A 22,425-nucleotide genomic window follows, 5' to 3' on the forward strand; every position below is an offset into this window, starting at 1 on the left:
AGGAACTGACATATGGAAATTTCAATATTAACGGATGTTGGTCAAAAACGAACAAATAACCAAGACTATGTCAACCACTACGTCAACAGAGCAGGTCGTACTATGATTATCTTAGCTGACGGGATGGGAGGACACCGTGCAGGAAATATCGCGAGTGAAATGGCGGTTACAGATTTAGGTATCGCTTGGGTAGATACCCAAATTGATACCATCAACGAGGTGCGTGAATGGTTTGCTAACAACCTTGAGATGGAAAATCAAAAGATTAACCAATTGGGACAAGATGAAGCCTATAAAGGAATGGGTACAACCCTTGAGGCTGTAGCCATTATTGATAATCAGGCTATTTATGCTCACATCGGAGATTCTCGTATCGGTTTGATTCGTGGAGAAGAATACCACCAGTTAACGAGCGACCATTCTTTGGTCAATGAATTGCTTAAGGCAGGTCAATTGACGCCAGAAGAAGCTGCTAGCCATCCACAGAAAAATATTATTACTCAATCTATTGGTCAAAAAGATGAAATTCAGCCTGATTTTGGAATAATCACCCTTGAGCCTGGGGACTATCTCTTACTCAATAGCGATGGTTTGACAAATATGATTTCAGGAAGTGAGATTTCTGATATTGTAACCAGCGATATTTCTTTGGAAGATAAGGCAGCAACCTTGATCCGTTTTGCCAACAATGCAGGTGGTTTAGATAACATCACAGTTGCCCTTATTGCTGTTAATGAGGAGGAAACAGAATGATCCAAATCGGCAAGATTTTTGCCGGGCGGTATCGGATTCTCAAACAGATTGGCCGAGGAGGCATGGCAGATGTTTACTTGGCTAAAGATTTGATTCTAGACGGGGAAGAAGTGGCAGTAAAGGTTCTGAGGACCAACTACCAGACAGACCCGATTGCTGTGGCTCGTTTTCAGCGGGAAGCGAGAGCCATGGCAGATTTGGACCATCCTCATATCGTTCGGATTACAGATATCGGTGAAGAAGAGGGACAACAGTATCTCGCAATGGAATATGTTGCTGGTTTAGACCTCAAACGCTATATCAAGGAACATCACCCTCTTTCAAATGAAGAAGCGATTCGAATCATGGGACAAATCCTTCTGGCTATGCGCTTAGCCCATACTCGAGGGATTGTTCACAGGGATTTGAAACCGCAAAATATCCTTTTGACCCCAGATGGGACTGCCAAAGTTACAGACTTTGGGATCGCAGTAGCCTTTGCAGAGACAAGTCTGACTCAGACCAACTCAATGCTAGGTTCCGTTCATTATTTGTCTCCAGAGCAGGCGCGTGGTTCTAAAGCAACTGTGCAGAGTGATATCTATGCTATGGGGATTATCTTCTATGAGATGCTGACAGGTCATATTCCTTACGATGGGGATAGTGCGGTGACTATTGCCCTCCAGCATTTCCAGAAGCCCTTGCCATCGGTTATAGCTGAAAATCCATCTGTACCTCAGGCTTTAGAAAATGTTGTTATCAAGGCAACTGCCAAGAAATTGACAGATCGCTACAAGTCAGTCGCTGAGATGTATGTGGATTTATCTAGTAGTTTGTCTTATAATCGTCGTAATGAACCAAAGCTGGTCTTTGACGATGCGACTAAGACGGACACCAAGACTCTTCCTAAAGTTCCACAAAGTACCTTGACTTCTATTCCTAAAGCTCCGGTACAAGAGGGAAGACCTCAACCTAAGCCCCAGCCTCATCAAACAGAAAAAACGGTACCTAGTCCAAAGCCAACCAAACGCCGTCGCATGAAAGCACGTTATCCAATTTTATTTGCGACTTTCTTGTTAGTTGTGGCATCTTTAGTATGGATTTTATATAGAACGCCCGCTACCATTGCCGTTCCAAAGGTGGCAGGTCAGACGGTTGCAGAGGCTAAAGAGGCTCTAAAAAAAGCCAATTTTGAGGTTGGTGAAGAAAAATCAGAGGCCAGTGACAAGGTTGAAGAAGGTAGGGTTATTCGTACCGATCCTGATGCTGGTACAGCACGTAAAGAAGGAACAAAAATTAATTTGATTGTGTCTTCAGGTCAGCAGTCTTTCCAACTCGGAAATTATCTTGGAAGAAAATCTAGTGATGTAGTGGCAGAGTTGAAAGGCAAGAAGGTTCCAGAAAATCTAATTAAGATTGAGGAAGAAGAATCCAACGAAATCGAAGCCGGTACAATCATGAAACAAAGTTTACCGGAAGGAACAACCTACGATCTTAGCAAGGCAACTCAAATAGTTCTGACTGTTGCTAAAAAAGTAAATTCTATTTCAATGCCAAGTTATATTGGTTCAAGTCTTGAATTCACTAAAATTAATTTGATTCAAATTGTTGGGGTGAAAGAGGCTAATATTGAAGTTGTTGAAGTGTCAACCGCTCCTGAAGGAACAGCAGAAGGAAATGTGGTGGATCAGACTCCAAAAGCGGGTGGAAAAATTGATTTAGCCAGCACACGTATTAAAATTTCGATTTATAAACCCAAAACACCACCATCAAGTTCCTCTTCAACGTCAGTTCAACGTGGTAACCAAGGTTCGCCTACTACTCCAAATCAAGGGAATCAACAAGGTGGCCAGCAAGGAAATCAACAAGGAACGGTTCCTACTCCGACTCAACCAAATAGTGAAGGAAACCACGAAAATTCTCGTGATTAAACGAATCTTTGTCATGATTTCATGGCAAAGATTTTTTTTGACTCCAGATTTGTGATAGAATAGAGGGAGTTGATAAAAGGAGGGACGCATGGAAGAATCAAGAGAATTAAATGCCGTCATCGATGTGATTATGTTAGCTGGAACCATTCTTCTCAAAAGTGGTTCAGAGATTCATCGTGTAGAAGATACCATGATTCGTATTGCGCATTCGCAGGGGATTGTGGATTGCAATGTTCTTGCCATGCCAGCCGCTATCTTTTTCTCCATTGAAAATACCAATATTTCGCGAATGAAACGCGTGACTTCCTCTTCTTATAATATTGAAAAAGTCTGTGATGTGAACCAGATTTCTCGTCAGTTGGTAGGGGGGCAGATTGATTTAGAGACAGCCTTCAAGCAATTGAAGGCCTTGCAAGCTCAACCTCTTCCCTATACTAAGTTGCAGGTAACTTTGGCTGCGACCTTTAGTGCTCCTTTCTTTTCAATTATGTTTAGTGGAAATATCTACGACGCACTTGGGGCAGGAGTAGCTACCTTATTTGGTTTTGCCTTTTCCCTCTATGTAGAGAAGTTTATCCGAATTCCCTTTGTGACAGCCTTTGCTGGAGCCTTTGTCTTTGGGATGATAGCCCAGTTTTGGGCTCGCTACACAGGTTTTCCTTCAACGGCAGATTTGATTATAGCTGGTGCGGTCATGCCGTTTGTACCAGGGATTGCCTTGACCAATGCGGTTCGTGATATTATGACCAACCACATAAACTCTGGTATGAGTAAGATGTTTGAATCCCTGCTCATTACCCTTGCTTTAGGGGCGGGAACTTCTGTCGCCTTGGTATTGATGAACTAATATGACACTAACAACCTTTTTATTACAAGCAGTAGCAAGTCTTCTTGCTATCATCACTTTTTTAATCGTACTCAATGTGCAACGCTCTATGCTCTTACCTGGAGGGATTTTAGGCATGGCTGTCTGGCTAATCTATCTCTTGCTCAAGGAACCGACCAATGTTATTGTGGCTACTTTTATTGCAGCCATTATCGGTTCTTGTGTCAGCCAGATTTTAAGTATTCTTTATAAGACTCCTGCTGTGGTCTTTATCTTGGCCATCTTGGCACCTCTGGTTCCGGGTTATCTTTCTTATCGAACAACAGCCTTTTTTGTGACAGGAGATTACAGTCATGCCATTGCTAGTGCAACCTTGGTTGTTATGTTGGCTTTGGTGATTTCTATTGGAATGGCTAGTGGAACAGTGATTCTCAGATTTTATTCCTACTTAAGAAAACAGCATAAAAGTTAGAATAATAAGAGGCTTGGTTTGGTGAATCAAGTCTTTTTTCTCTCTTTTACTGCCATTTGTGATAAAATAGTATAGAACGATTTTTTACAATGAATGATAAAACAGAGGTAAATATGACAATCGGTATTGATAAGATTGGTTTTGCGACCAGTCAATATGTCTTGAAATTACAAGACTTAGCAGAAGCAAGGGGAATTGACCCTGAAAAATTAAGCAAAGGACTCTTGCTCAAGGAATTGAGTATTGCGCCTCTAACTGAGGATATCGTGACCTTGGCAGCTAGTGCAAGTGATTCTATTTTAACTGAGCAAGAAAGACAAGAAATCGATATGGTCATTGTGGCTACCGAGTCAGGAATTGACCAGAGTAAAGCTGCGGCCGTCTTTGTACATGGTTTGCTGGGCATCCAGCCCTTTGCTCGTAGTTTCGAGATTAAAGAAGCTTGCTATGGAGCGACAGCTGCCCTTCATTATGCCAAATTGCATGTGGAAAATTCTCCAGAGTCCAAGGTTTTGGTCATTGCCAGTGACATTGCCAAGTACGGTATTGAAACTCCGGGAGAACCAACTCAAGGTGCTGGAAGTGTAGCTATGTTGATTACACAGAATCCACGCATTATGGCCTTTAATAATGACAATGTGGCTCAGACTCGTGACATCATGGATTTCTGGCGTCCAAATTACTCAACAACTCCTTATGTAAATGGTGTCTATTCTACCCAACAATATTTGGATAGTTTGAAAACGACTTGGCTTGAATACCAAAAACGCTACCAGCTTACTTTGGATGATTTTGCGGCTGTTTGCTTCCACTTGCCTTATCCTAAATTAGCGCTAAAAGGCTTGAAAAAAATCATGGATAAGAGTCTGCCTCAAGAGAAAAAAGACCTTTTACAAAACCATTTTGACCAGTCTATTCTCTACAGTCAAAAGGTGGGAAATATCTACACAGGTTCACTTTTCCTTGGACTTTTGTCTCTCTTGGAAAATACAGATAGCCTGAAGGCTGGGGATAAAATCGCCCTTTATAGTTACGGAAGTGGGGCTGTGGCTGAGTTCTTCAGTGGTGAATTGGTTGAAGGATATGAAGCTTATCTGGATAAAGACCGCTTGAACAAACTCAACAAACGTACTGCCCTATCCGTTGCAGACTATGAAAAGGTCTTCTTTGAAGAAGTAGACTTGGATGAAGCAAACTCTGCCCAGTTTGCTGGTTATGAAAATCAAGATTTTGCCTTGGTTGAAATTGTGGACCACCAACGCCGTTATAGCAAGGTTGAAAAATAATGAAGATAAGTTGGAATGGATTTTCTAAAAAATCATACCATGAGCGCCTCGAGCTGTTAAAAGCTCAGGCGCTCCTTAGTCCTGAAAAACAAACCAGTCTGGAGCAGGATGAACACATTAGCGTGACTGTCGCAGATCAGCTGAGTGAGAATGTAGTGGGAACTTTTTCTCTGCCTTATTCGCTGGTCCCAGAGGTTCTCATTAACGGTCAGGAATACACAGTTCCCTATGTGACAGAAGAGCCCTCAGTGGTTGCTGCGGCTAGCTATGCCAGCAAAATCATCAAGCGAGCAGGCGGTTTTACTGCACAAGTGCATGAGCGTCAGATGATTGGGCAGGTAGCCCTTTATCAAGTTGCTGAACCTGAACAAGCGCAAGAGAAGATTGTCAGCAAAAAAGCAGAACTCTTGGAGCTTGCCAATCAAGCCTATCCTTCTATCGTTAAACGTGGAGGTGGGGCGCGTGATTTGCATGTAGAGCAGATAAAAGGCGAAACAGACTTTCTCGTTGTGTATCTCCATGTTGATACCCAGGAAGCCATGGGAGCCAATATGCTCAACACCATGTTGGAAGCCTTGAAACCTGTCTTAGAAGAACTCAGTCAGGGACAAAGTCTTATGGGGATTCTGTCCAACTACGCGACCGATTCTCTGGTGACGGCAAGCTGTCGCATCGCCTTTCGCTATTTGAGCCGCCAAAAGGATCAAGGACGAGAAATTGCGGAGAAAATTGCGTTGGCTAGCCAGTTTGCGCAGGCTGATCCTTACCGAGCAGCTACCCACAATAAAGGGATTTTTAACGGTATCGATGCCATTTTGATTGCCACTGGTAATGACTGGCGTGCCATTGAGGCGGGAGCTCATGCCTTTGCCTGTCGAGACGGACGCTATCAAGGTCTTAGTCAATGGACGCTGGACCTTGAAAGAGAAGAATTGGTCGGTCAGATGACCTTGCCCATGCCTGTAGCGACCAAGGGTGGTTCTATCGGCCTCAACCCTCGTGTGGCCCTTAGTCACGAACTACTGGGAAATCCTTCTGCCAAAGAATTAGCTCAGATTATTGTTTCTATCGGACTAGCCCAAAATTTTGCGGCCCTGAAAGCTTTGGTAAGTACAGGAATCCAGCAAGGACACATGAAATTGCAGGCCAAATCCTTAGCTCTCTTAGCAGGTGCCAGTGAATCCGAGGTAGCTCCCCTAGTTGAGCGCCTCATTGCTGATAAAACATTTAACCTAGAGACAGCCCAGCGCTATCTAAAAAACTTAAGATCATAAAAAACTCAGACGAACCAGTCTGAGTTTTCTTGTGCTTATATACTTTTTCCTGGTAATAATGTGACTGGTAAAAAGTAGCCTGTTGTCGCGACTTCCTTGCCTTCGATCTTCTGCAAGAGGAGGTCAACAGTGAGGCAGGCAATCTCTTCCAAGGGTTGCTTGATGGTCGCCAGTTGAGGATAGTAATTTTCGATAAAGTAGGTACCATCGTATCCGATGACTTTGAGTTCTTCTGGGACAGAAATGCCCAGTTCCTGAGCAATTTTAATGACTAGAATAGCAGTCAAATCATCCGAAGCAAAGATGGCATCTGGTTTTTGTCGAGTCAAGATATTCTTGATTTCCATTTCTTTTCTTACAGGAGAAAAGTCACTGGAAACATTGATAATAGGAGCTTGGGGGAGTACGGATGCAAAGCCAGCGTGGCGTAGCCCAGTTGGCGAATTGGAATTGTCATTCCCTGTAATCATGATGATAGACTGGGCGCCTGTCTTAACCAAGGTCTGGGCTGCGAGAACCCCACCAGCGTAGTTGTCAGAGGAGACGACAGGAATATCTGGTGACAGATTTCGGTCAAAGGAAATAATCGGCGCTGTCACGCGATTGTAGTCTTCGATTCCCAAGTTGTGACTACCCGAAATGATGCCGTCCACCTGATTGGCTTCCAACATTTCGATGTATTCGCGTTCCTTCTCAGAATCATGCTCACTGTTGCAGATGATGGTCTTGTAACCATTTTTAAAGAGTTGATGTTCCAGCTTATCAATCAATTCTGCATAGAAAACGTTAGAAATATTGGGGAAAATCAAGCCGATTAACTTGGCTGATTTTCCTTGTAGACTGCGAGCTAGGTTGTTGGGTTTATAGCCCAATTCCCGCATGGCTTCATTAACCTTTTGAATGGTTTTTTCAGAGAGATAACCTTTTTTATTGATAACCCGAGAAACGGTAGTAGGGCTGACGCCTGCAAGTTTGGCGACATCAGTTAGTTTTGCGACCATAATCTAATTCATAGTAAGTTCCAGTTGGGTTTCCAGATTTGATGAGGATCCCATTTTGGTCCGCATGTGGGAAGACACGACCAGAAAATACTTTTTCTCCTTTATTGATGAAAATTTCAAAGACAGAGTTATCGATGAAAATTGTAGCAGTAGTAGCCTGGTTGTCGATTGGGCAAGAACGAGTTGTCCCAAATTCTTGAGCGTACTGTTCACCAGCCTGACTACGATCTACTGTCACTTGACCATTTACAAGGTCAAAGTTGATTGAAAGTCCCTTGCCTTCTTTATCAGCAAGTAAGACAATCTCGCTCTGACTATTGGCTTCCAAGTTGAGTTCAAGTTCGTAAGTGTTCTTGGTTTGGGCAAGGTTTGAGAAAGGTTCTTCAGAAGCACGAAGGTCCTTGATAGCTGCGACTGGGTATTGGTAGAGTTTGCCGTCTTTGATAGTGAGTTCCTTGACCAAAGAGAAGGTTCCTTGGTAGTCGAAACGATCAGATGGATATGAAACATCAGGCAAGCCAAGCCAGCTAACAGCTAGAGCACGTCCATCAGGAGCGTTAAAGGCTTGAGTTGCATAGGCTTCGAAACCATAGTCCATGTTTTGAAGTTGAGATACATCTACCATTTTAGCATTTTCAGGGTCAAAGGAAGCCCCAATCTTATACATATTTGGAAAGATATTATCGTAGTCTAGAACTTTCTTATCCAATCCTTGTGGGCAGTAGAGAAGGACAGGTTGTTCCCCTACAAAGACCAGATTTGGACATTCCATCATGTAGGCAGTACGGTCGTTAGCAAAGTCAAGGTTGCCAACGGCTTGCCAGTTTGTATAGTCGTTGTCTACAGCCTTGTAGAGACGGACGAAGCCTTTTTTCTCCAAGTCCTGTCCACCGACGATAGCATAGTATTGGCCCTTGAAGTTAAAAATTTGCGGATCACGGAAGTGGTCAGTAGAGTCTGCTGGCTGGTCGATCAAGATCTTGTCAATCTTCGTAATCTTGCCATCCTTGTCCATCAAAGCACCGATTTGGTACGGGTGACGGATCCAGTTTTCATCGCGGACATTTCCTGTATAAAATAGGAACAAGTTATCGCCAAACTGCATGGCAGAACCAGAGTAGGCACCGTGGCTATCTAATGGAGTATCTGGTAAAACTTTGATTCCAGTTTCTTTAAAGTGAATCAAATCATCACTTTCTAGCTGTGCCCAAGATTTTAAACCGTGGGCTGCACCAAAAGGAAAATTCTGGTAAAAGAGGATCCACTTGCCATCAAAGTAAGAAAAGCCATTTGGGTCGTTGAGAAGTCCTGTTTTTGGCTCAACATGGTAATGAGTATGCCATGGAGATTGTGCCATATTTTTCTTTATATTTTGAATTTCTTCTTGCGTCCAATCTTCATAGGGTCTATAACGACGCTCAGTTGTCCATTCCATTCATTCATTCCTCCAAAAATCTTATCACTTTTAATAGTAACCGTTTTCGATTAAAAATGCAAGCCTTTTATGTTAAAAAAGAGAAAAAACTGCCAAACGTTTATCATAAATCAAAAGCAGGAAATCAATCATCTATCTGCAGAAAATTGAAAGAAAGTGAAATAAAATCCTTTTTAACTCAGATTTTAAACTATTTTTTTAAAGAACACTTTCATAAAACTCTCACAATATATCAAAACAAAGGACCTTACTCTAAGAAACAAATATTTTTTCTGCAAAACGCTTGACATATTTTTGAAACATGATAAAATAAAAGTCGTAGGGCGAATAAAATCGCTTTCAAACAATAACAAAATTCTATAATAAGGAGATTTTTGCTATGGATTATAGTAAAGTTGCTGCCGAGGTCATTGAGGCTGTCGGTAAGGATAATCTTGTAGCTGCAGCACACTGTGCAACTCGTCTTCGTTTGGTATTGAAAGACGAATCAAAAGTGAATCAAGCAGCTCTAGATAATAATGCGGATGTCAAGGGAACTTTTAGCACTAATGGACAATATCAAATTATCATTGGTCCTGGTGATGTTAACTTCGTGTATGCGGAAATCATCAAGAAAACTGGTTTAAAAGAAGTTTCGACAGATGATTTGAAAGAGATTGCTAATAAAGACAAAAAGTTCAATCCATTGATGGACTTGATTAAACTTTTGTCAGACATCTTTGTTCCTATTATCCCTGCCTTAGTTGCAGGTGGTCTCTTGATGGCTTTACGTAACTTCTTGACATCACCAGATTTGTTTGGACCTCAATCAATTGAAGATATGTATCCTGCAATCAAAGGCTTCTCAGCTATGATTCAATTGATGTCTGCTGCTCCATTTATGTTCCTCCCTGTTTTGGTTGGTATTTCAGCAGCCAAGCGCTTTGGAGCAAACCAATTCCTTGGTGCGGCAATTGGTATGATTATGACCACTCCAGATTTGGGTGGCAAAGAAGCCTTCTGGGACATCTTAGGTTTCCATGTTACACAAACAAACTATGCTTATCAAGTTATTCCAGTCCTTGTTGCAATCTGGTTGTTAGCAAATTTGGAAAAATTCTTCCACAAGAAATTGCCATCTGCAGTTGACTTCACTTTCACACCGCTTTTATCAGTGATGCTTACAGGCTTCCTTACCTTTACAGTTATCGGTCCTGTTATGTTGGTTGTGTCTGATGCGATTACAAATGCGATTGTATGGTTGTACAACACAACAGGTGCCTTTGGTATGGGTCTATTTGGTGGAACTTACTCACTAATCGTTATGACAGGTCTTCACCAATCATTCCCAGCAATCGAAACACAATTGTTGTCTGCTTACAATAATAACGGTACTGGATTTGGAGACTACATCTTTGTTGTTGCTTCAATGGCAAACGTAGCACAAGGTGCGGCTACTCTTGCAATCTACTTCTTGACAAAAAATGCTAAAACAAAAGGATTGTCAAGTTCGGCTGCTGTTTCTGCCTTCCTTGGTATTACAGAACCTGCTCTCTTTGGGGTAAACTTGAAATACAAATTCCCATTCTTCTGCGCCCTTGCTGGTTCAGCAATTGGTGCCTTCGTAGCAGGTTTAACTCACGTTATTGCAGTTTCATTGGGAGCGGCTGGATTTATTGGATTCCTTTCTATTAAGGCTGCTTCAATCCCTATGTATATAGTTGCGGAAATTATGTCCTTTGTTGCCGCCTTTGCTTTCACTTATTTCTACGGGAAAACAAAAGCAGCTAGTGTCTTTGCTGATGAAGCAGCCACAGCAACTGCAGAAACAGTTACTGAACCTACAGTAGAAGCACCAGTAGTGGAAGAGACTGATACTCTTCAAAATGAAACACTTGTAACTCCTATCGTCGGTGATGTTGTCGCTCTTGCTGATGTCAATGATCCAGTCTTCTCAAGTGGAGCTATGGGCCAAGGTATCGCTGTGAAACCAAGTCAAGGTGTGGTATATGCACCAGCTGATGCGGAAGTTTCAATCGCCTTTCCAACAGGACACGCTTTTGGTTTGAAAACAACTGATGGTGCTGAAGTCTTGATCCACGTTGGTATTGACACTGTATCTATGAATGGTGAAGGTTTTGAAGCAAAAGTTGCTCAAGGTGATAAGGTTAAAGCTGGCGATGTTCTTGGAACCTTTGACTCAAACAAAATTGCTGCAGCTGGTCTTGATGATACAACAATGGTTATCGTTACAAATACAGCTGACTACGCTTCAGTAGCTCCAGTCGCAACAGGTTCAGTTGCGAAGGGGGATGCTGTGATCGAAGTGAAAATCTAATCAATCCTCTCTAATGTGAAAACGAACAAATGACATGTTTGTTCGTTTTTGCTTGAATGGTAAGATTTACAGAGGAAAATCTAAAAAATAGAGAAATTTAGACTTTCGAAATATGCTATAATAAAGAAAATAAAAACAAGAGGTTTATCATGACAAAATTATATGGAAGCTTGGAAGCGGGCGGTACAAAGTTTGTCTGTGCTGTCGGTGATGAAAACTTTAACGTTGTAGAAAAAACACAATTTCCAACAACAACTCCAATCGAAACAATCGATAAAACCATCGAGTTCTTCTCAAAATTCGACAACCTTGCTGGTCTTGCAGTTGGTTCATTTGGTCCGATTGATATTGATAAAAACTCAAAAACTTATGGCTTTATCACAACGACTCCAAAACCAAACTGGGCAAATGTGGACTTGCTGGGTGCCCTTCGTCGCGCACTAAACGTGCCAATGTACTTCACTACAGACGTAAACAGCTCTGCCTATGGTGAAGTGGTTGCCCGTAATAATGCTGGTGCTCGTATCGAAAACTTGGTTTACTACACAATCGGTACAGGTATCGGTGCAGGTGTCATCCAACGTGGTGAGTTTATCGGCGGTGTGGGTCACCCTGAGATGGGTCATTACTATGTGGCTAGACACCCAATGGATATTGAAAAAGAGTTTAAGGGTGTTTGTCCTTTCCATAAGGGATGTTTGGAAGGCTATGCAGCTGGTCCAAGTTTGGAAGCTCGTACAGGTGTTCGTGGGGAAAATATTGAACTCAACAACCCTGTTTGGGATGTTCAAGCCTACTATATCGCTCAAGCTGCGGTTAATGCGACAGTGACTTTCCGCCCAGACGTGATTGTCTTTGGTGGAGGGGTCATGGCTCAACAACACATGCTGGACCGTGTCCGTGAGAAATTTACATCTCTTCTCAATGGTTACCTACCAGTACCAGATGTGCGTGATTACATTGTAACGCCAGCAGTAGCAGGAAATGGTTCTGCTACTCTTGGGAACTTTGTTCTTGCAAAAGAAGTTTCAAAATAAATCACAAAATCCGCTTGGGAAACCAAACGGATTTTTTACGTGTCAAAGCATTTGCCAGAAAAAGTCAATAATATAGGTCAGACCGTAGGTATAAACCACGAGAGTAAAGGGCTTGGTCAGAATGATGATGGTCATATAGCGCTTGAAACTCATCTTGGTCAGGGCAGCCAGCATACAGAGAAAGTCAGCTGGACTAATGGGCCAAATCATCATAAAGATAAAGAAACGGTCAAAACGATTGCCCTTATCCAACCAACCGATATACTTGTCATAGGTACGCTTGCTGACGACAGACTGGACAAAGGCGGCCCCATAGAGGCGCACCAGATAAAAGATAATGGCACAGCCAATGACAATGCCGATATAGTTGTAGATAGTCCCGATGATGTGACCGTAGATAAAGACGCCAGCCACCGAGGTCAAGGCCCCAGGAATGATAGGGACGACCGTCTGTAAAATCTGTAAAAAGATAAAGAGAGGTGGCCCCCAGATACCTGCCTGCTGGATAAAGGCAGAGAGGGTTTCCTTAGACTGTAAAATCCCAGCCTGATAAGCCCAAATACAGAAAATCAAACTCCCAACCCCACCGACAATCGATGAGATATTGATAACTTGCTGTAAAAGGGGAGAAACAGCTTTCATTTGTTTATCCTGTGACATGTAAACTCCTCATAGATAGTATAACTCTACTATACCATATTTTGGAGGAGAAAGGGGGAATGAGTGTTTTTGCTATAGGAAGAGTGATGGATTTTGAGGCTAAACATGCTATAATAAAGGGAGCAGACAAGTAGCAAAGGAGAGAGTATGATACAGGTAAAACCAGAATTGGAGATAGAAAAGCAACTGATCAGCCAACTGGTGACTGGGGAAAGTCAATGGACTTACAGAGATGACCTTAAAACAGAAGAGCAATTATGGGAAAACTTCTTTGAAAAGCTAGCTCAGAACAATGTGGCTCTATTGGCAGATCATCCCCTGACAGAACAGGAAAAACGGCAGATAAAGAATCAACTGAACTTTGTTAGCTATTATGATGCGGCCAAGTGGTTGGTCGGAGAAAATGGCATTGCCAAGGTTGAGGTTCAGAGAGAAGATGCTAGTTTGGGGACTATCCGTTTATCTGTTATTTGGCGAGACAATATCGCAGCTGGCAAGTCTAGTTATGAGGTTGTCAACCAAGTCGAGAGAGATAAGATAAATCCTCAGGATCAAGACCGCAGGCTAGATGTGACCCTCTTGATCAATGGCCTGCCAATGATTCAGATTGAGCTTAAAAGTCCCCGAGTTGCTTTTCTAGATGCCTTTCATCAAATCAAAAAGTATGATAGAGAAGGAAAGTTCCGTGGCATCTACTCTAGCTTACAGATGTTTGTTGTGACCAATAAGGTAGATACTCGCTATATCGCTGCGGCTAGGGAAAATAAACTCAACAAGCAATTTCTAACTAAGTGGGTCGATAAGGATAATCAACCCATAACGAGCTTGACCAGCTTTGCTCACGAAGTCCTTTCCATTCCTCGTGCTCATCAGATGGTCATGCAGTATTCTGTCCTTGATGATAGTAAGAAGGCTCTTATCCTTCTGCGTCCTTACCAGATCCACGCCATCGAAGCAGTGCAAGAAGCTTCTCGCCAGCAAGCGTCAGGATATGTCTGGCACACGACAGGTTCAGGTAAGACCCTGACTTCTTATAAGGTGGCTAGGAATCTCCTCCAGATTCCTTCCATCCAAAAGACGATTTTTGTCGTTGACCGCAGAGACTTGGACCAACAGACTACTTCGTCCTTTCTCTCCTATGCGACCAATGATGTCATTGATATTGATGAGACGGATAATACTCATGATTTGGTCAAGCGACTAGGGAGTAATGATAAGCGTGTGGTGGTAACGACCATCCAGAAAATTACCACCATGATGCGTAAGTTTGAACAAGGTCTTTACCAAAGAGATGCGGACAAAATCAAGGGTCTCCGAGTGGCCTTTGTCGTGGATGAATGCCACCGTGCCGTAACACCGCAGGCACAAAAAGACATTAAATTCTTTTTCCCACAGTCGCTTTGGTATGGTTTTACAGGCACACCTATCTTTAAGGAAAATAAACGCCAGCAAGTTGGTGATCTAGCCCAAACCACCCAGCAACAGTACGGTAACCGTCTCCATGAGTATACAGTCAAGGAAGCCATCCATGATGGAGCAGTTTTAGGCTTTAAGGTCGATTATCGCAATACCCTCATCACGGATAAATCTGAAAATGACATACCAGATACTGTCTACGAGGATGAGGAGCATATGCTGGAAGTCTTGGATGCCATTATCAATAAATCCCGTCAACAGCTAGGCTTCCAAAAAGGAGTGGGTAAGACCTACAATGCTATCTTGACTGTCAAGTCAATCCCTCAAGCCCAAGCTTATTATGACCTGCTCAAACGGGTCAAGGCTGGGGAGACGAGAGTCAAGGTGTCGGAGAGGGTTAAGCAGGTCCTTCCTGATTTTCCAAAGACGACCATCACCTACTCGGTCACTGAAAATGAAGAAGACTCAAGAGCCAATCAAGACCACATGAAGCAAGTCTTAGAGGACTATAACCAAGAGTTTGATACCCACTTTACCATGTCGGATCTGCGTGGTTTTAATACGGATGTCAATAACCGCCTAGCTCGAAAGCAGGACAAATACCTCTATCGCAATGAACAGTTGGACTTAGTCATCGTGGTCAATCGTCTCCTAACAGGATTTGATGCCCCTTGTCTGTCAACTCTCTTTATCGACCGCAATCCCATGCAACCGCAGGACTTGATTCAGGCTTTTAGCCGAACCAACCGTATTTTTGATAGCAGTAAGACCTATGGTCATATCATCACCTTCCAAAAGCCTCTAGCCTTTAAGGAAGCAGTAGATAATGCCCTCAAGCTCTACTCAAATGGTGGAGAAAACGAGGTCCTAGCCCCAAGTTGGGAAGAGGAAAAGAGGAACTTTTTACGGAGTTGCAGTGATTTCCAAAATCTCATCACCGATGATTCTGAGGATGGACTCCAAATCGAGCAAATCTCTACACCTGAGTTGAGGAAACTAGCTAAAACCTATCAAGCCTTTGATAAATACTTAGCCTCTATCCGAGTGTACAAAGAGTATGATGAGGAAGAACTTTACAGTCAGACGGGACTTGATGGAGAGAAGTTGGAAAGGTATCTGGGTCTTTATCGAAATGTCCTTGCTGAATTAAAAAGCCGAGTAGAGGATGATGACGACGGTGAACCACTTGATATCCACTATGAACTGGAGTCTATCCAAGTGGATGAGATCAACTATGCCTATATCTTGACATTGATCCAAAGCCTGATTGAACAAGGTCAAAGTCAAGAAAAGAACCTAAGCGTTCAAGATAAGGAAGCGGTGGATAACTATATTCAGAGTCTTGAGAAGACCAATCCCAATCTTGCCCAGATCATCACTGAACTTTGGAGAGAGGTACAAGAACATCCAGAAAGCTATCGTGGTCAGTCTATCGCAAATATTTTGGATCAGATGATAGAGGCTGTCATCCAGCAACATATCCAAGTCTTTAGTAAACGCTGGTATGTTGGTGAGGATGAACTCTGTTACTATGTCGAACATTACCGTAAGGGAGCTAAAAAACAACTAGGAGAAAGCCAGCTGACCAAGAGCCAGCGCTATCAGGACTATAAGCTAGAGGTGTCAGATGCCCTCAATCCTCTCCTTTATAAAAAACAAATCAAGGAAGCCTATACCCAGCTAGTAGAGGAAGTCATTGAGCCGTTGAGGGTTGGGAGATAGAATGTAATACGGAAAAATAATATGAAAATTAATAGTAATTCAATAAGAATTAAAGATGTTACAACTCATCTTGGAACATTTGATATTTCATCAAATAATAAACTAGAAGTTTTTTCTTTTATTATAAATGCAAATGATTTTGACTATAAAAACGCAACAGAACAATTATTAGAATCAGTTGCAGAGTTTGCTTTATCCAGAAAAATAAATAAAGAATATAAAGATAAGCCATTAGCTCTATCTAAAAAGGCTAGAGAAAAATTTAGGGATTATACAGAAAATAAAGGAGAGCTTGGAGAATTTTTTTTATATTGCTTTTTGGAAGGGCATCTTGGAGCGCCTAAAATTTTATCAAAGCTAGAACTTAAAACAGCTAAAAATATGTATGTAAATGGAGCTGACGGTTTACATTATTTAAAATTAGTTGATGGAAATTATCATTTAATTTTTGGAGAATCAAAGGTTGAGAAAAAATTAACCGATGGATTAAGACATGCTTTTGAGTCCATAAGTGATTTCAAAAAAGGTAAAAATAAAAAAGATAATGATAAAAGTGGAATAATGTTTGAGAGAGGGTTATTAAATTCAAATCTTGATAGAGAAATTGAAGATGAAAATGAGAAACTATTTTTAAAAAGTATTATTTATCCATCAACTAAGTCAGGTTTTTATGTAGATGATGCTTTTGGAATTTTTGTTGGATTTGAGTTTAACTATACTGATTTGCAAAAATTATCTAATAATGATTTTCGAGAAGTTATCAAAGACAAAATTATAGAAGTGACAAAAAAACAAATTAAAAATATTAACAAATATGTAGAAAATTATAAATTATTTGGACATACTTTTTACATTTATGTTTTACCTTTTGCTAATATTGAAGATGATAGGGAAATGATTTTAAAGGAGTTGTTAAGTTAATGAACTTTATAGAAGAGTTAACAGAAGAGGCACTTTGTGATGAATATTTAATTTATTTAATTACTAAAATTGAAAAGAGTTACGGTGAGTTTTTATTTAATAGTATTTGTAGTAGCAGTATAGATGAAAAAGAGTTTTATGATTTAATGCGATTCACTGATATTCTATCTAGAAGTAATAATTCGAAGGCAAAAAATTTAGTTTTGAAGATTATAGCGCTTTGTAATGAACTGCCCAATATAAAAGAAAATCCTGATTTTAAAACTTTTGCTTCAAGTGCTTTGATAAAAATGGGAAATTTTCCATCTCTAAATATAGTAAATCCAGAAGGTGAAATGAATGATGAAATTATTGTTGATAAAGTAATAAAGGAAGTTTTTCAAGAGTCACCTAAAGAAGGATATATCTTTACAGATGCTCAATATAAGTTGTTTGAGAACTTAAAAGATAGTAATCATTACAGCTTTTCTGGTTCGACATCTTTTGGAAAATCTTTTGTAATTGAGTCGTTTATTAAATATATTATAGATACTAAAAACTCCAGTGAAAATATGGCTATCGTAGTTCCGACCAGAGCATTAATACATCAAGTGACCTTGAAACTAAAAAACGAACTAGGAAATGATAGCTATGAAATTATTTCTTATCCTCAAATACCATTACTGTACAAGAAAAAAGATAAGCGTTATATCTTTGTATTTACTCCAGAGAGGTTAATTTCATATTTTGCTGAAGTTTCTAATCCTTCCATAGGATATTTATTTGTTGATGAAGCGCAAAAGTTGTTAAATGATGATACACGTGCACCACTACTATATCATTCTATTGCTCAAGCTAAAAGAAAAAGTGTTAACATCTATTTTGCTTCTCCTAATATTCTAAATGTAGAAGATTTTTTAAAACTTTTTGGTAGCAGTCAGGAAGAAAGTATGGCAATTGGTGAAAAATCAGTGACACAGAATAAATTTTTCATTGATTCATTTAATAAAAAATCTATAATGCTTTTAGAAGATCAAACAGAGTATGCCTTAGAAGGATTAAATTACTTTAAAACTGAAGATGCGAATATAAGAGAAATCCTTATAAAACTGGGAGGGAGTCATCAAAATATAGTATATTGTAACACTGTGAACTATACTTTAAAATTTTCAGTGAATTTTGCACAGAGTTTGCCAGATTTAAATAATGGGAAATTAGAAAAACTGATAAAAATAGTCTCTACAAGCATCCATAAAGAGTATTACTTGATAGATTGTTTACGCAAGGGGGTTGCTTATCATTTTGGAAATTTGCCACAGACAATTCGAGAAGGAATTGAGGAATTGTTCAAAGAAGGGGTTATAAAATATTTATTTTGTACATCAACACTTTTAGAGGGAGTGAATTTACCAGCCAAAAATATCTTTATTTTTTCCGAAAAAATAGGGCAACGAAAAATGGATGATATTGATTTCTGGAATTTGTCTGGTAGGGCTGGTAGATTGACTATAGATCTAAGTGGGAATATCTTCTGCTGTCATGTAGTTGATAAAAAAGGATATTGGAAAGATAGTGACTTTGCAATTTTAAAGAAAAGAACAATTGAACGAAAGACTCCTATATTATTAAAAAACAGCAATCGAAATCTTTATAAAAATATAAATAATGTATTGAATAATGCGCCGTTGACCAATAAGAATTTAACAGATTCTGAAAAGAAAATTTTGGAAATGTATTCGAATATACTTTTATACCAAGATATTGTTGAGAGTTCTTCAATATTAAAAGATAAATTCTTAGAGAAAATAGGCGATAATGGTAGAAAAACGTTAAAGAAAAAACGTTCAGAATTAGAAGTTCCTGAAAAAATTATAGAACAGAGTATTAATATTAACCTAGACTCGCAAAATAAAATTTTGACTAGCTCAGCTACTGCTTTTCCAAATAGTTTTGACTATGATGCATGTTTTGAAATATTGAAAATACTATGTCAAAAATATGATTGGCTTTATTTAGAAAGCGGTGGGAATCGTCCATTGTTAAAAAAAGAAAGTCAACTTAAATATTTAGCTGCATTGATGTCAAATTGGATTAGCGGTATATCGCTCAATCAAATTATTAATTATATGACAAATTACTACCATAACAAAGGGAATCCCAGAGAGATAGAGATAGAAAAAAATCTCTACATTACTTTTGATAAATTTAATAGAGAACATATAAATGCGTTGATTAATCAAATTATTGGTGACATAAATACTAAAATTCAATTTAAAATAAAAAATTATATAACGAATTATACTCTATTACTTATTGAGAAAGGCATAGAGATTGATAGTGAGTGGTCTAATTATTTAGAGTATGGGACTACTGATCGTCAAGTGGTAGAATTGCAAAATTTAGGTTTTTCTAGAGCAACCTCCTTACTTCTTAAAGAAGAATTTATTGATCAATTTGTTTATAATGAGATAGGAGAAATTGTAGAAATAAAAGAGGAAGAATTGAAAAACGCCTTGGATTCAGAAAGATTTTCTGAGGAACTTCATGAAATCAGTAAAATATTGAGATGGGAGAAATGAAAAAATGAGTGTTCCTAGAATCAGAGTAGATGGTTTTAACAAGAATTTTGAAAAAAAAATATTTGGTGAAATTGTAAGGTCAGAAAGTACAAGAATGTATATTAAAAGTGTTGTAAGTGATTTAGGGAAGTATGAAGTCATACAACAAGGAGATATACCAATTTTAGGTTATTCTGACGACCGACCATTTGAAAAATACAAAAGTGTTATTCTTTTTGGAGATCATACTTTATCATTATATCGACCTAAGGCCCCTTTTCTTCTAGCTACTGATGGAATAAAAATTTTGCAATCAACTATCTTGAAAAGAGATTATTTGTATTACCTAACTCAAAATTATATTCCAAAAAGTCAAGGCTATAAGAGGCATTTTTCGCTCCTTAAACAAGTTTTTGTTAATTATTCGCGAGACTCTTCCGAACAATCCGCCATAGGCTCCCTATTCCGCACCCTTGACGATCTGCTTGCCAGCTACAAGGACAATCTCGCCAACTATCAATCTTTTAAGGAGACCATGCTCTTCAAGATGTTTCCCAAAGCTGGTCAGACAGTCCCTGAGATTCGTTTGGATGGATTTGATGGTGAGTGGGAAAAGTCTAAATTAAAAGATGTCGCTCATCGTGTTCAGGGGAATGATGGAAGAATGGATTTGCCAACTTTAACAATTTCTGCATCAGGCGGTTGGATGGATCAAATTGACCGATTTTCTGCTAATATTGCTGGAAAAGAGCAAAAAAACTATACCCTGTTAAAAAAAGGAGAACTATCATATAACCATGGTAATTCAAAATTAGCAAAATATGGAGTTGTTTTTGAACTACAGGAATATGAAGAAGCACTTGTTCCAAAGGTTTATCACAGTTTTAGAGTTAATCAACTAGCCGATTCAAAGTTTATTGAAATTATGTTTTCAACAAAAATTCCAGATCGAGAATTAGGGAAACTCATTTCATCGGGTGCTAGAATGGATGGATTGTTAAATATTAGTTTTGATGATTTTATGAATATTTCAATTATTATTCCAACTATTAAAGAACAACAAGCCATCAGTGCCTATTTTTCCACCCTCGATAACCTCATCAATTCTCATCGAGAAAAAATTTCTCAGCTTGAGACTTTGAAAAAGAAACTCTTGCAGGATATGTTTATCTAGATGATTAGTGATAACTTTTAACAATTATATTTCAAAACTTAGAAAGAAACATTATGGAAACAACACAAACTTCCCAGTCGCTCTACCAAGCCCTGTGGAACTCAGCGGATGTTCTCCGCTCTAAGATGGATGCTAATGACTACAAGTCCTATCTCTTGGGGATGGTCTTTTATAAGTATCTGTCAGATAAGATGCTCTTTTTCGTGGCGGAGACTATGGAGGAGGGGAGTGAGAGTCTAGAGGCTGCCCTTGAGGTCTATCGTAACTACTATGAGGATGCGGATACCCACGAGGATCTTCTTGCAGTCATGAAGGACGAGCTCAACTATAGTATAAAGCCTGAGTTGACCTTTACGGCTCTTGTAGCACGTGTCAATGAGGGAACTTTCCAGTTGGAAGATTTGGCTCAGGGTTTTCGTGATATCGAGCAGAGTGATGAACTCTATGAAAATCTCTTTGAAGATATTGACCTCTATTCCAAAAAGCTAGGGGCGACTCCGCAAAAGCAAAACCAAACGGTGGCGGCGGTTATGAAGGAGTTGGCTGTGTTAGATGTGGCTGGTCATGCTGGTGATATGCTGGGGGATGCTTATGAGTATCTGATTGGTCAGTTTGCGACTGACTCGGGCAAGAAGGCTGGTGAGTTCTATACACCTCAGCCTGTTGCTAAACTCATGACTCAGATTGCTTTTTTAGGTCGTGAGGACCAGCTAGGCTTTACCATCTATGATGCGACTATGGGTTCTGGCTCTCTCTTGCTTAATGCCAAGAAATACTCTCACAAACCGCAGACAGTTGTCTACTTTGGTCAGGAGCTCAATACCTCAACCTATAACCTAGCTCGGATGAACATGATTCTACACGGTGTTCCTGTTGAGAATCAATTTCTCCACAATGCCGATACACTAGACGAAGACTGGCCGACTCAAGAGCCGACCAACTTTGACGGTGTTCTGATGAACCCACCCTACTCTGCCAAGTGGTCTGCTAGCTCTGGCTTCCTGAATGATCCTCGTTTCTCTCCTTTTGGGAAATTGGCACCCCAGTCCAAGGCTGACTTTGCCTTTCTCTTACATGGTTACTACCACCTCAAGCAGGATAATGGAGTTATGGCTATCGTTCTTCCCCACGGTGTTCTTTTCCGTGGAAATGCGGAGGGCACCATTCGTAAAGCCTTGTTAGAAGAAGGAGCTATTGATACGGTTATCGGTCTACCTGCTAATATCTTCTTTAACACCAGCATTCCGACCACGGTTATCATTCTCAAAAAGAACCGTACTGATCGTGATGTCTACTTTATCGATGCTTCTAAGGAGTTTGATAAGGGGAAAAACCAGAATATCATGACAGATGCTCATATCGAGAAAATTTTGAAAGCCTACAAGTCTCGTGAGGAGATTGATAAGTTTGCCCATCTAGCAAGCTATGAAGAAATCGTCGAAAATGACTATAACCTCAATATCCCTCGCTATGTAGATACTTTTGAGGAAGAAGAAGTCGAGCCCCTGACAGATATCGTCAGCAAGATTAACACGACAAATCAAGCAATCCAAAACCAAACCGCTTCTTTACTTGAAATGTTCGGTCAACTCCACGGAACCACACCAGAAGCCGATACTGAACTTAAAGAGTTTTTGAAAGAGTTTAAAGGGTAAGATGTAGTTGATTTATTCGCTCATTTTGT

Annotated in this window: 16 protein-coding genes; 13 read left to right on the plus strand and 3 right to left on the minus strand. The window is 40.0% G+C overall.

Annotated features, from left to right (window positions below; genetic code table 11):
• Nucleotides 1-12 precede the first annotated feature (12 nt).
• The 6 genes from B7697_RS06590 to B7697_RS06615 all read left to right on the plus strand — a co-directional run bounded on the left by B7697_RS06590 (nucleotide 13) and on the right by B7697_RS06615 (nucleotide 6,521).
• Complete coding sequence (locus B7697_RS06590; RefSeq protein WP_084950889.1) at nucleotides 13-753, plus strand: Stp1/IreP family PP2C-type Ser/Thr phosphatase; 741 nt, start codon at nucleotides 13-15, stop codon at nucleotides 751-753.
• Nucleotides 750-2,663 carry a Stk1 family PASTA domain-containing Ser/Thr kinase gene (gene pknB, locus B7697_RS06595; protein ID WP_084950891.1) on the plus strand — a complete coding sequence of 638 codons (1,914 nt, stop codon included), beginning with the start codon at nucleotides 750-752 and terminating at the stop codon, nucleotides 2,661-2,663. Before B7697_RS06590 ends, pknB begins: the two co-directional genes overlap by 4 nt.
• Before the next feature lie 88 nt (nucleotides 2,664-2,751).
• Nucleotides 2,752-3,510, plus strand: coding sequence for a threonine/serine exporter family protein (locus tag B7697_RS06600; RefSeq protein WP_020903004.1), 759 nt, complete (start codon nucleotides 2,752-2,754; stop codon nucleotides 3,508-3,510).
• Nucleotide 3,511: 1 nt separating this feature from the next.
• Nucleotides 3,512-3,961: a threonine/serine exporter family protein gene (locus tag B7697_RS06605; RefSeq protein ID WP_084950893.1), complete on the plus strand. Its 450-nt coding sequence runs from the start codon at nucleotides 3,512-3,514 to the stop codon at nucleotides 3,959-3,961.
• Between the two features lie 113 nt (nucleotides 3,962-4,074).
• Complete coding sequence (locus B7697_RS06610) at nucleotides 4,075-5,247, plus strand: hydroxymethylglutaryl-CoA synthase (RefSeq protein ID WP_192851492.1); 1,173 nt, start codon at nucleotides 4,075-4,077, stop codon at nucleotides 5,245-5,247.
• Nucleotides 5,247-6,521 (plus strand): hydroxymethylglutaryl-CoA reductase, degradative, encoded by a 1,275-nt coding sequence (locus B7697_RS06615; protein WP_084950897.1) that lies wholly within the window; start codon nucleotides 5,247-5,249, stop codon nucleotides 6,519-6,521. Before B7697_RS06610 ends, B7697_RS06615 begins: the two co-directional genes overlap by 1 nt.
• Nucleotides 6,522-6,556: 35 nt before the next feature.
• Here the strand turns inward: B7697_RS06615 and B7697_RS06620 are convergent, their stop codons facing one another.
• The gene (locus B7697_RS06620) at nucleotides 6,557-7,522 is read right to left on the minus strand and encodes a LacI family DNA-binding transcriptional regulator (RefSeq protein WP_049492075.1); all 966 of its coding nucleotides are present in this window, start codon (nucleotides 7,520-7,522) and stop codon (nucleotides 6,557-6,559) included.
• A complete protein-coding gene (locus B7697_RS06625) occupies nucleotides 7,503-8,957 on the minus strand; it encodes a sucrose-6-phosphate hydrolase (RefSeq protein WP_084950899.1) in 1,455 nt (484 codons plus the stop codon). Before B7697_RS06625 ends, B7697_RS06620 begins: the two co-directional genes overlap by 20 nt.
• A 379-nt stretch (nucleotides 8,958-9,336) precedes the next feature.
• Here B7697_RS06625 and B7697_RS06635 point away from each other — a divergent pair, with 379 nt between their 5' ends.
• Both B7697_RS06635 and scrK read left to right on the plus strand, forming a co-directional pair.
• Nucleotides 9,337-11,274 (plus strand): sucrose-specific PTS transporter subunit IIBC, encoded by a 1,938-nt coding sequence (locus B7697_RS06635; RefSeq protein ID WP_084925696.1) that lies wholly within the window; start codon nucleotides 9,337-9,339, stop codon nucleotides 11,272-11,274.
• A gap of 149 nt (nucleotides 11,275-11,423) precedes the next feature.
• Nucleotides 11,424-12,311, plus strand: coding sequence for a fructokinase ScrK (gene scrK / locus B7697_RS06640; RefSeq protein ID WP_024057687.1), 888 nt, complete (start codon nucleotides 11,424-11,426; stop codon nucleotides 12,309-12,311).
• A gap of 42 nt (nucleotides 12,312-12,353) precedes the next feature.
• On the opposite strand, the gene B7697_RS06645 is transcribed toward scrK, so the two are convergent.
• The gene (locus B7697_RS06645) at nucleotides 12,354-12,971 is read right to left on the minus strand and encodes a TVP38/TMEM64 family protein (RefSeq protein WP_000076168.1); all 618 of its coding nucleotides are present in this window, start codon (nucleotides 12,969-12,971) and stop codon (nucleotides 12,354-12,356) included.
• 147 nt (nucleotides 12,972-13,118) lie between these two features.
• On the opposite strand from B7697_RS06645, the gene B7697_RS06650 reads away from it, so the two are divergent.
• The 5 genes from B7697_RS06650 to B7697_RS06670 are packed head-to-tail and all read left to right on the plus strand — an operon-like array spanning nucleotide 13,119 to nucleotide 22,396.
• Entirely contained in the window at nucleotides 13,119-16,109 is a 2,991-nt protein-coding gene (locus B7697_RS06650; RefSeq protein WP_084950901.1) for a type I restriction endonuclease subunit R, read from the plus strand.
• A 21-nt stretch (nucleotides 16,110-16,130) separates the two neighbouring features.
• Nucleotides 16,131-17,030, plus strand: a complete 900-nt coding sequence (locus B7697_RS06655; RefSeq protein ID WP_049511035.1) for a HamA C-terminal domain-containing protein — start codon at nucleotides 16,131-16,133, stop codon at nucleotides 17,028-17,030.
• Entirely contained in the window at nucleotides 17,030-19,588 is a 2,559-nt protein-coding gene (locus B7697_RS06660) for a DEAD/DEAH box helicase (protein ID WP_049532776.1), read from the plus strand. The genes B7697_RS06655 and B7697_RS06660 overlap by 1 nt, the downstream gene beginning before the upstream one ends.
• 4 nt (nucleotides 19,589-19,592) lie before the next feature.
• A complete protein-coding gene (locus tag B7697_RS06665) occupies nucleotides 19,593-20,741 on the plus strand; it encodes a restriction endonuclease subunit S (RefSeq protein WP_084950903.1) in 1,149 nt (382 codons plus the stop codon).
• 53 nt (nucleotides 20,742-20,794) lie between these two features.
• Nucleotides 20,795-22,396: a type I restriction-modification system subunit M gene (locus B7697_RS06670; RefSeq protein WP_084950904.1), complete on the plus strand. Its 1,602-nt coding sequence runs from the start codon at nucleotides 20,795-20,797 to the stop codon at nucleotides 22,394-22,396.
• Nucleotides 22,397-22,425: the final 29 nt, after the last annotated feature.

It is taken from the genome of Streptococcus mitis, from assembly GCF_002096895.1.
Taxonomy (GTDB): Bacteria; Bacillota; Bacilli; order Lactobacillales; family Streptococcaceae; genus Streptococcus; species Streptococcus mitis_AH.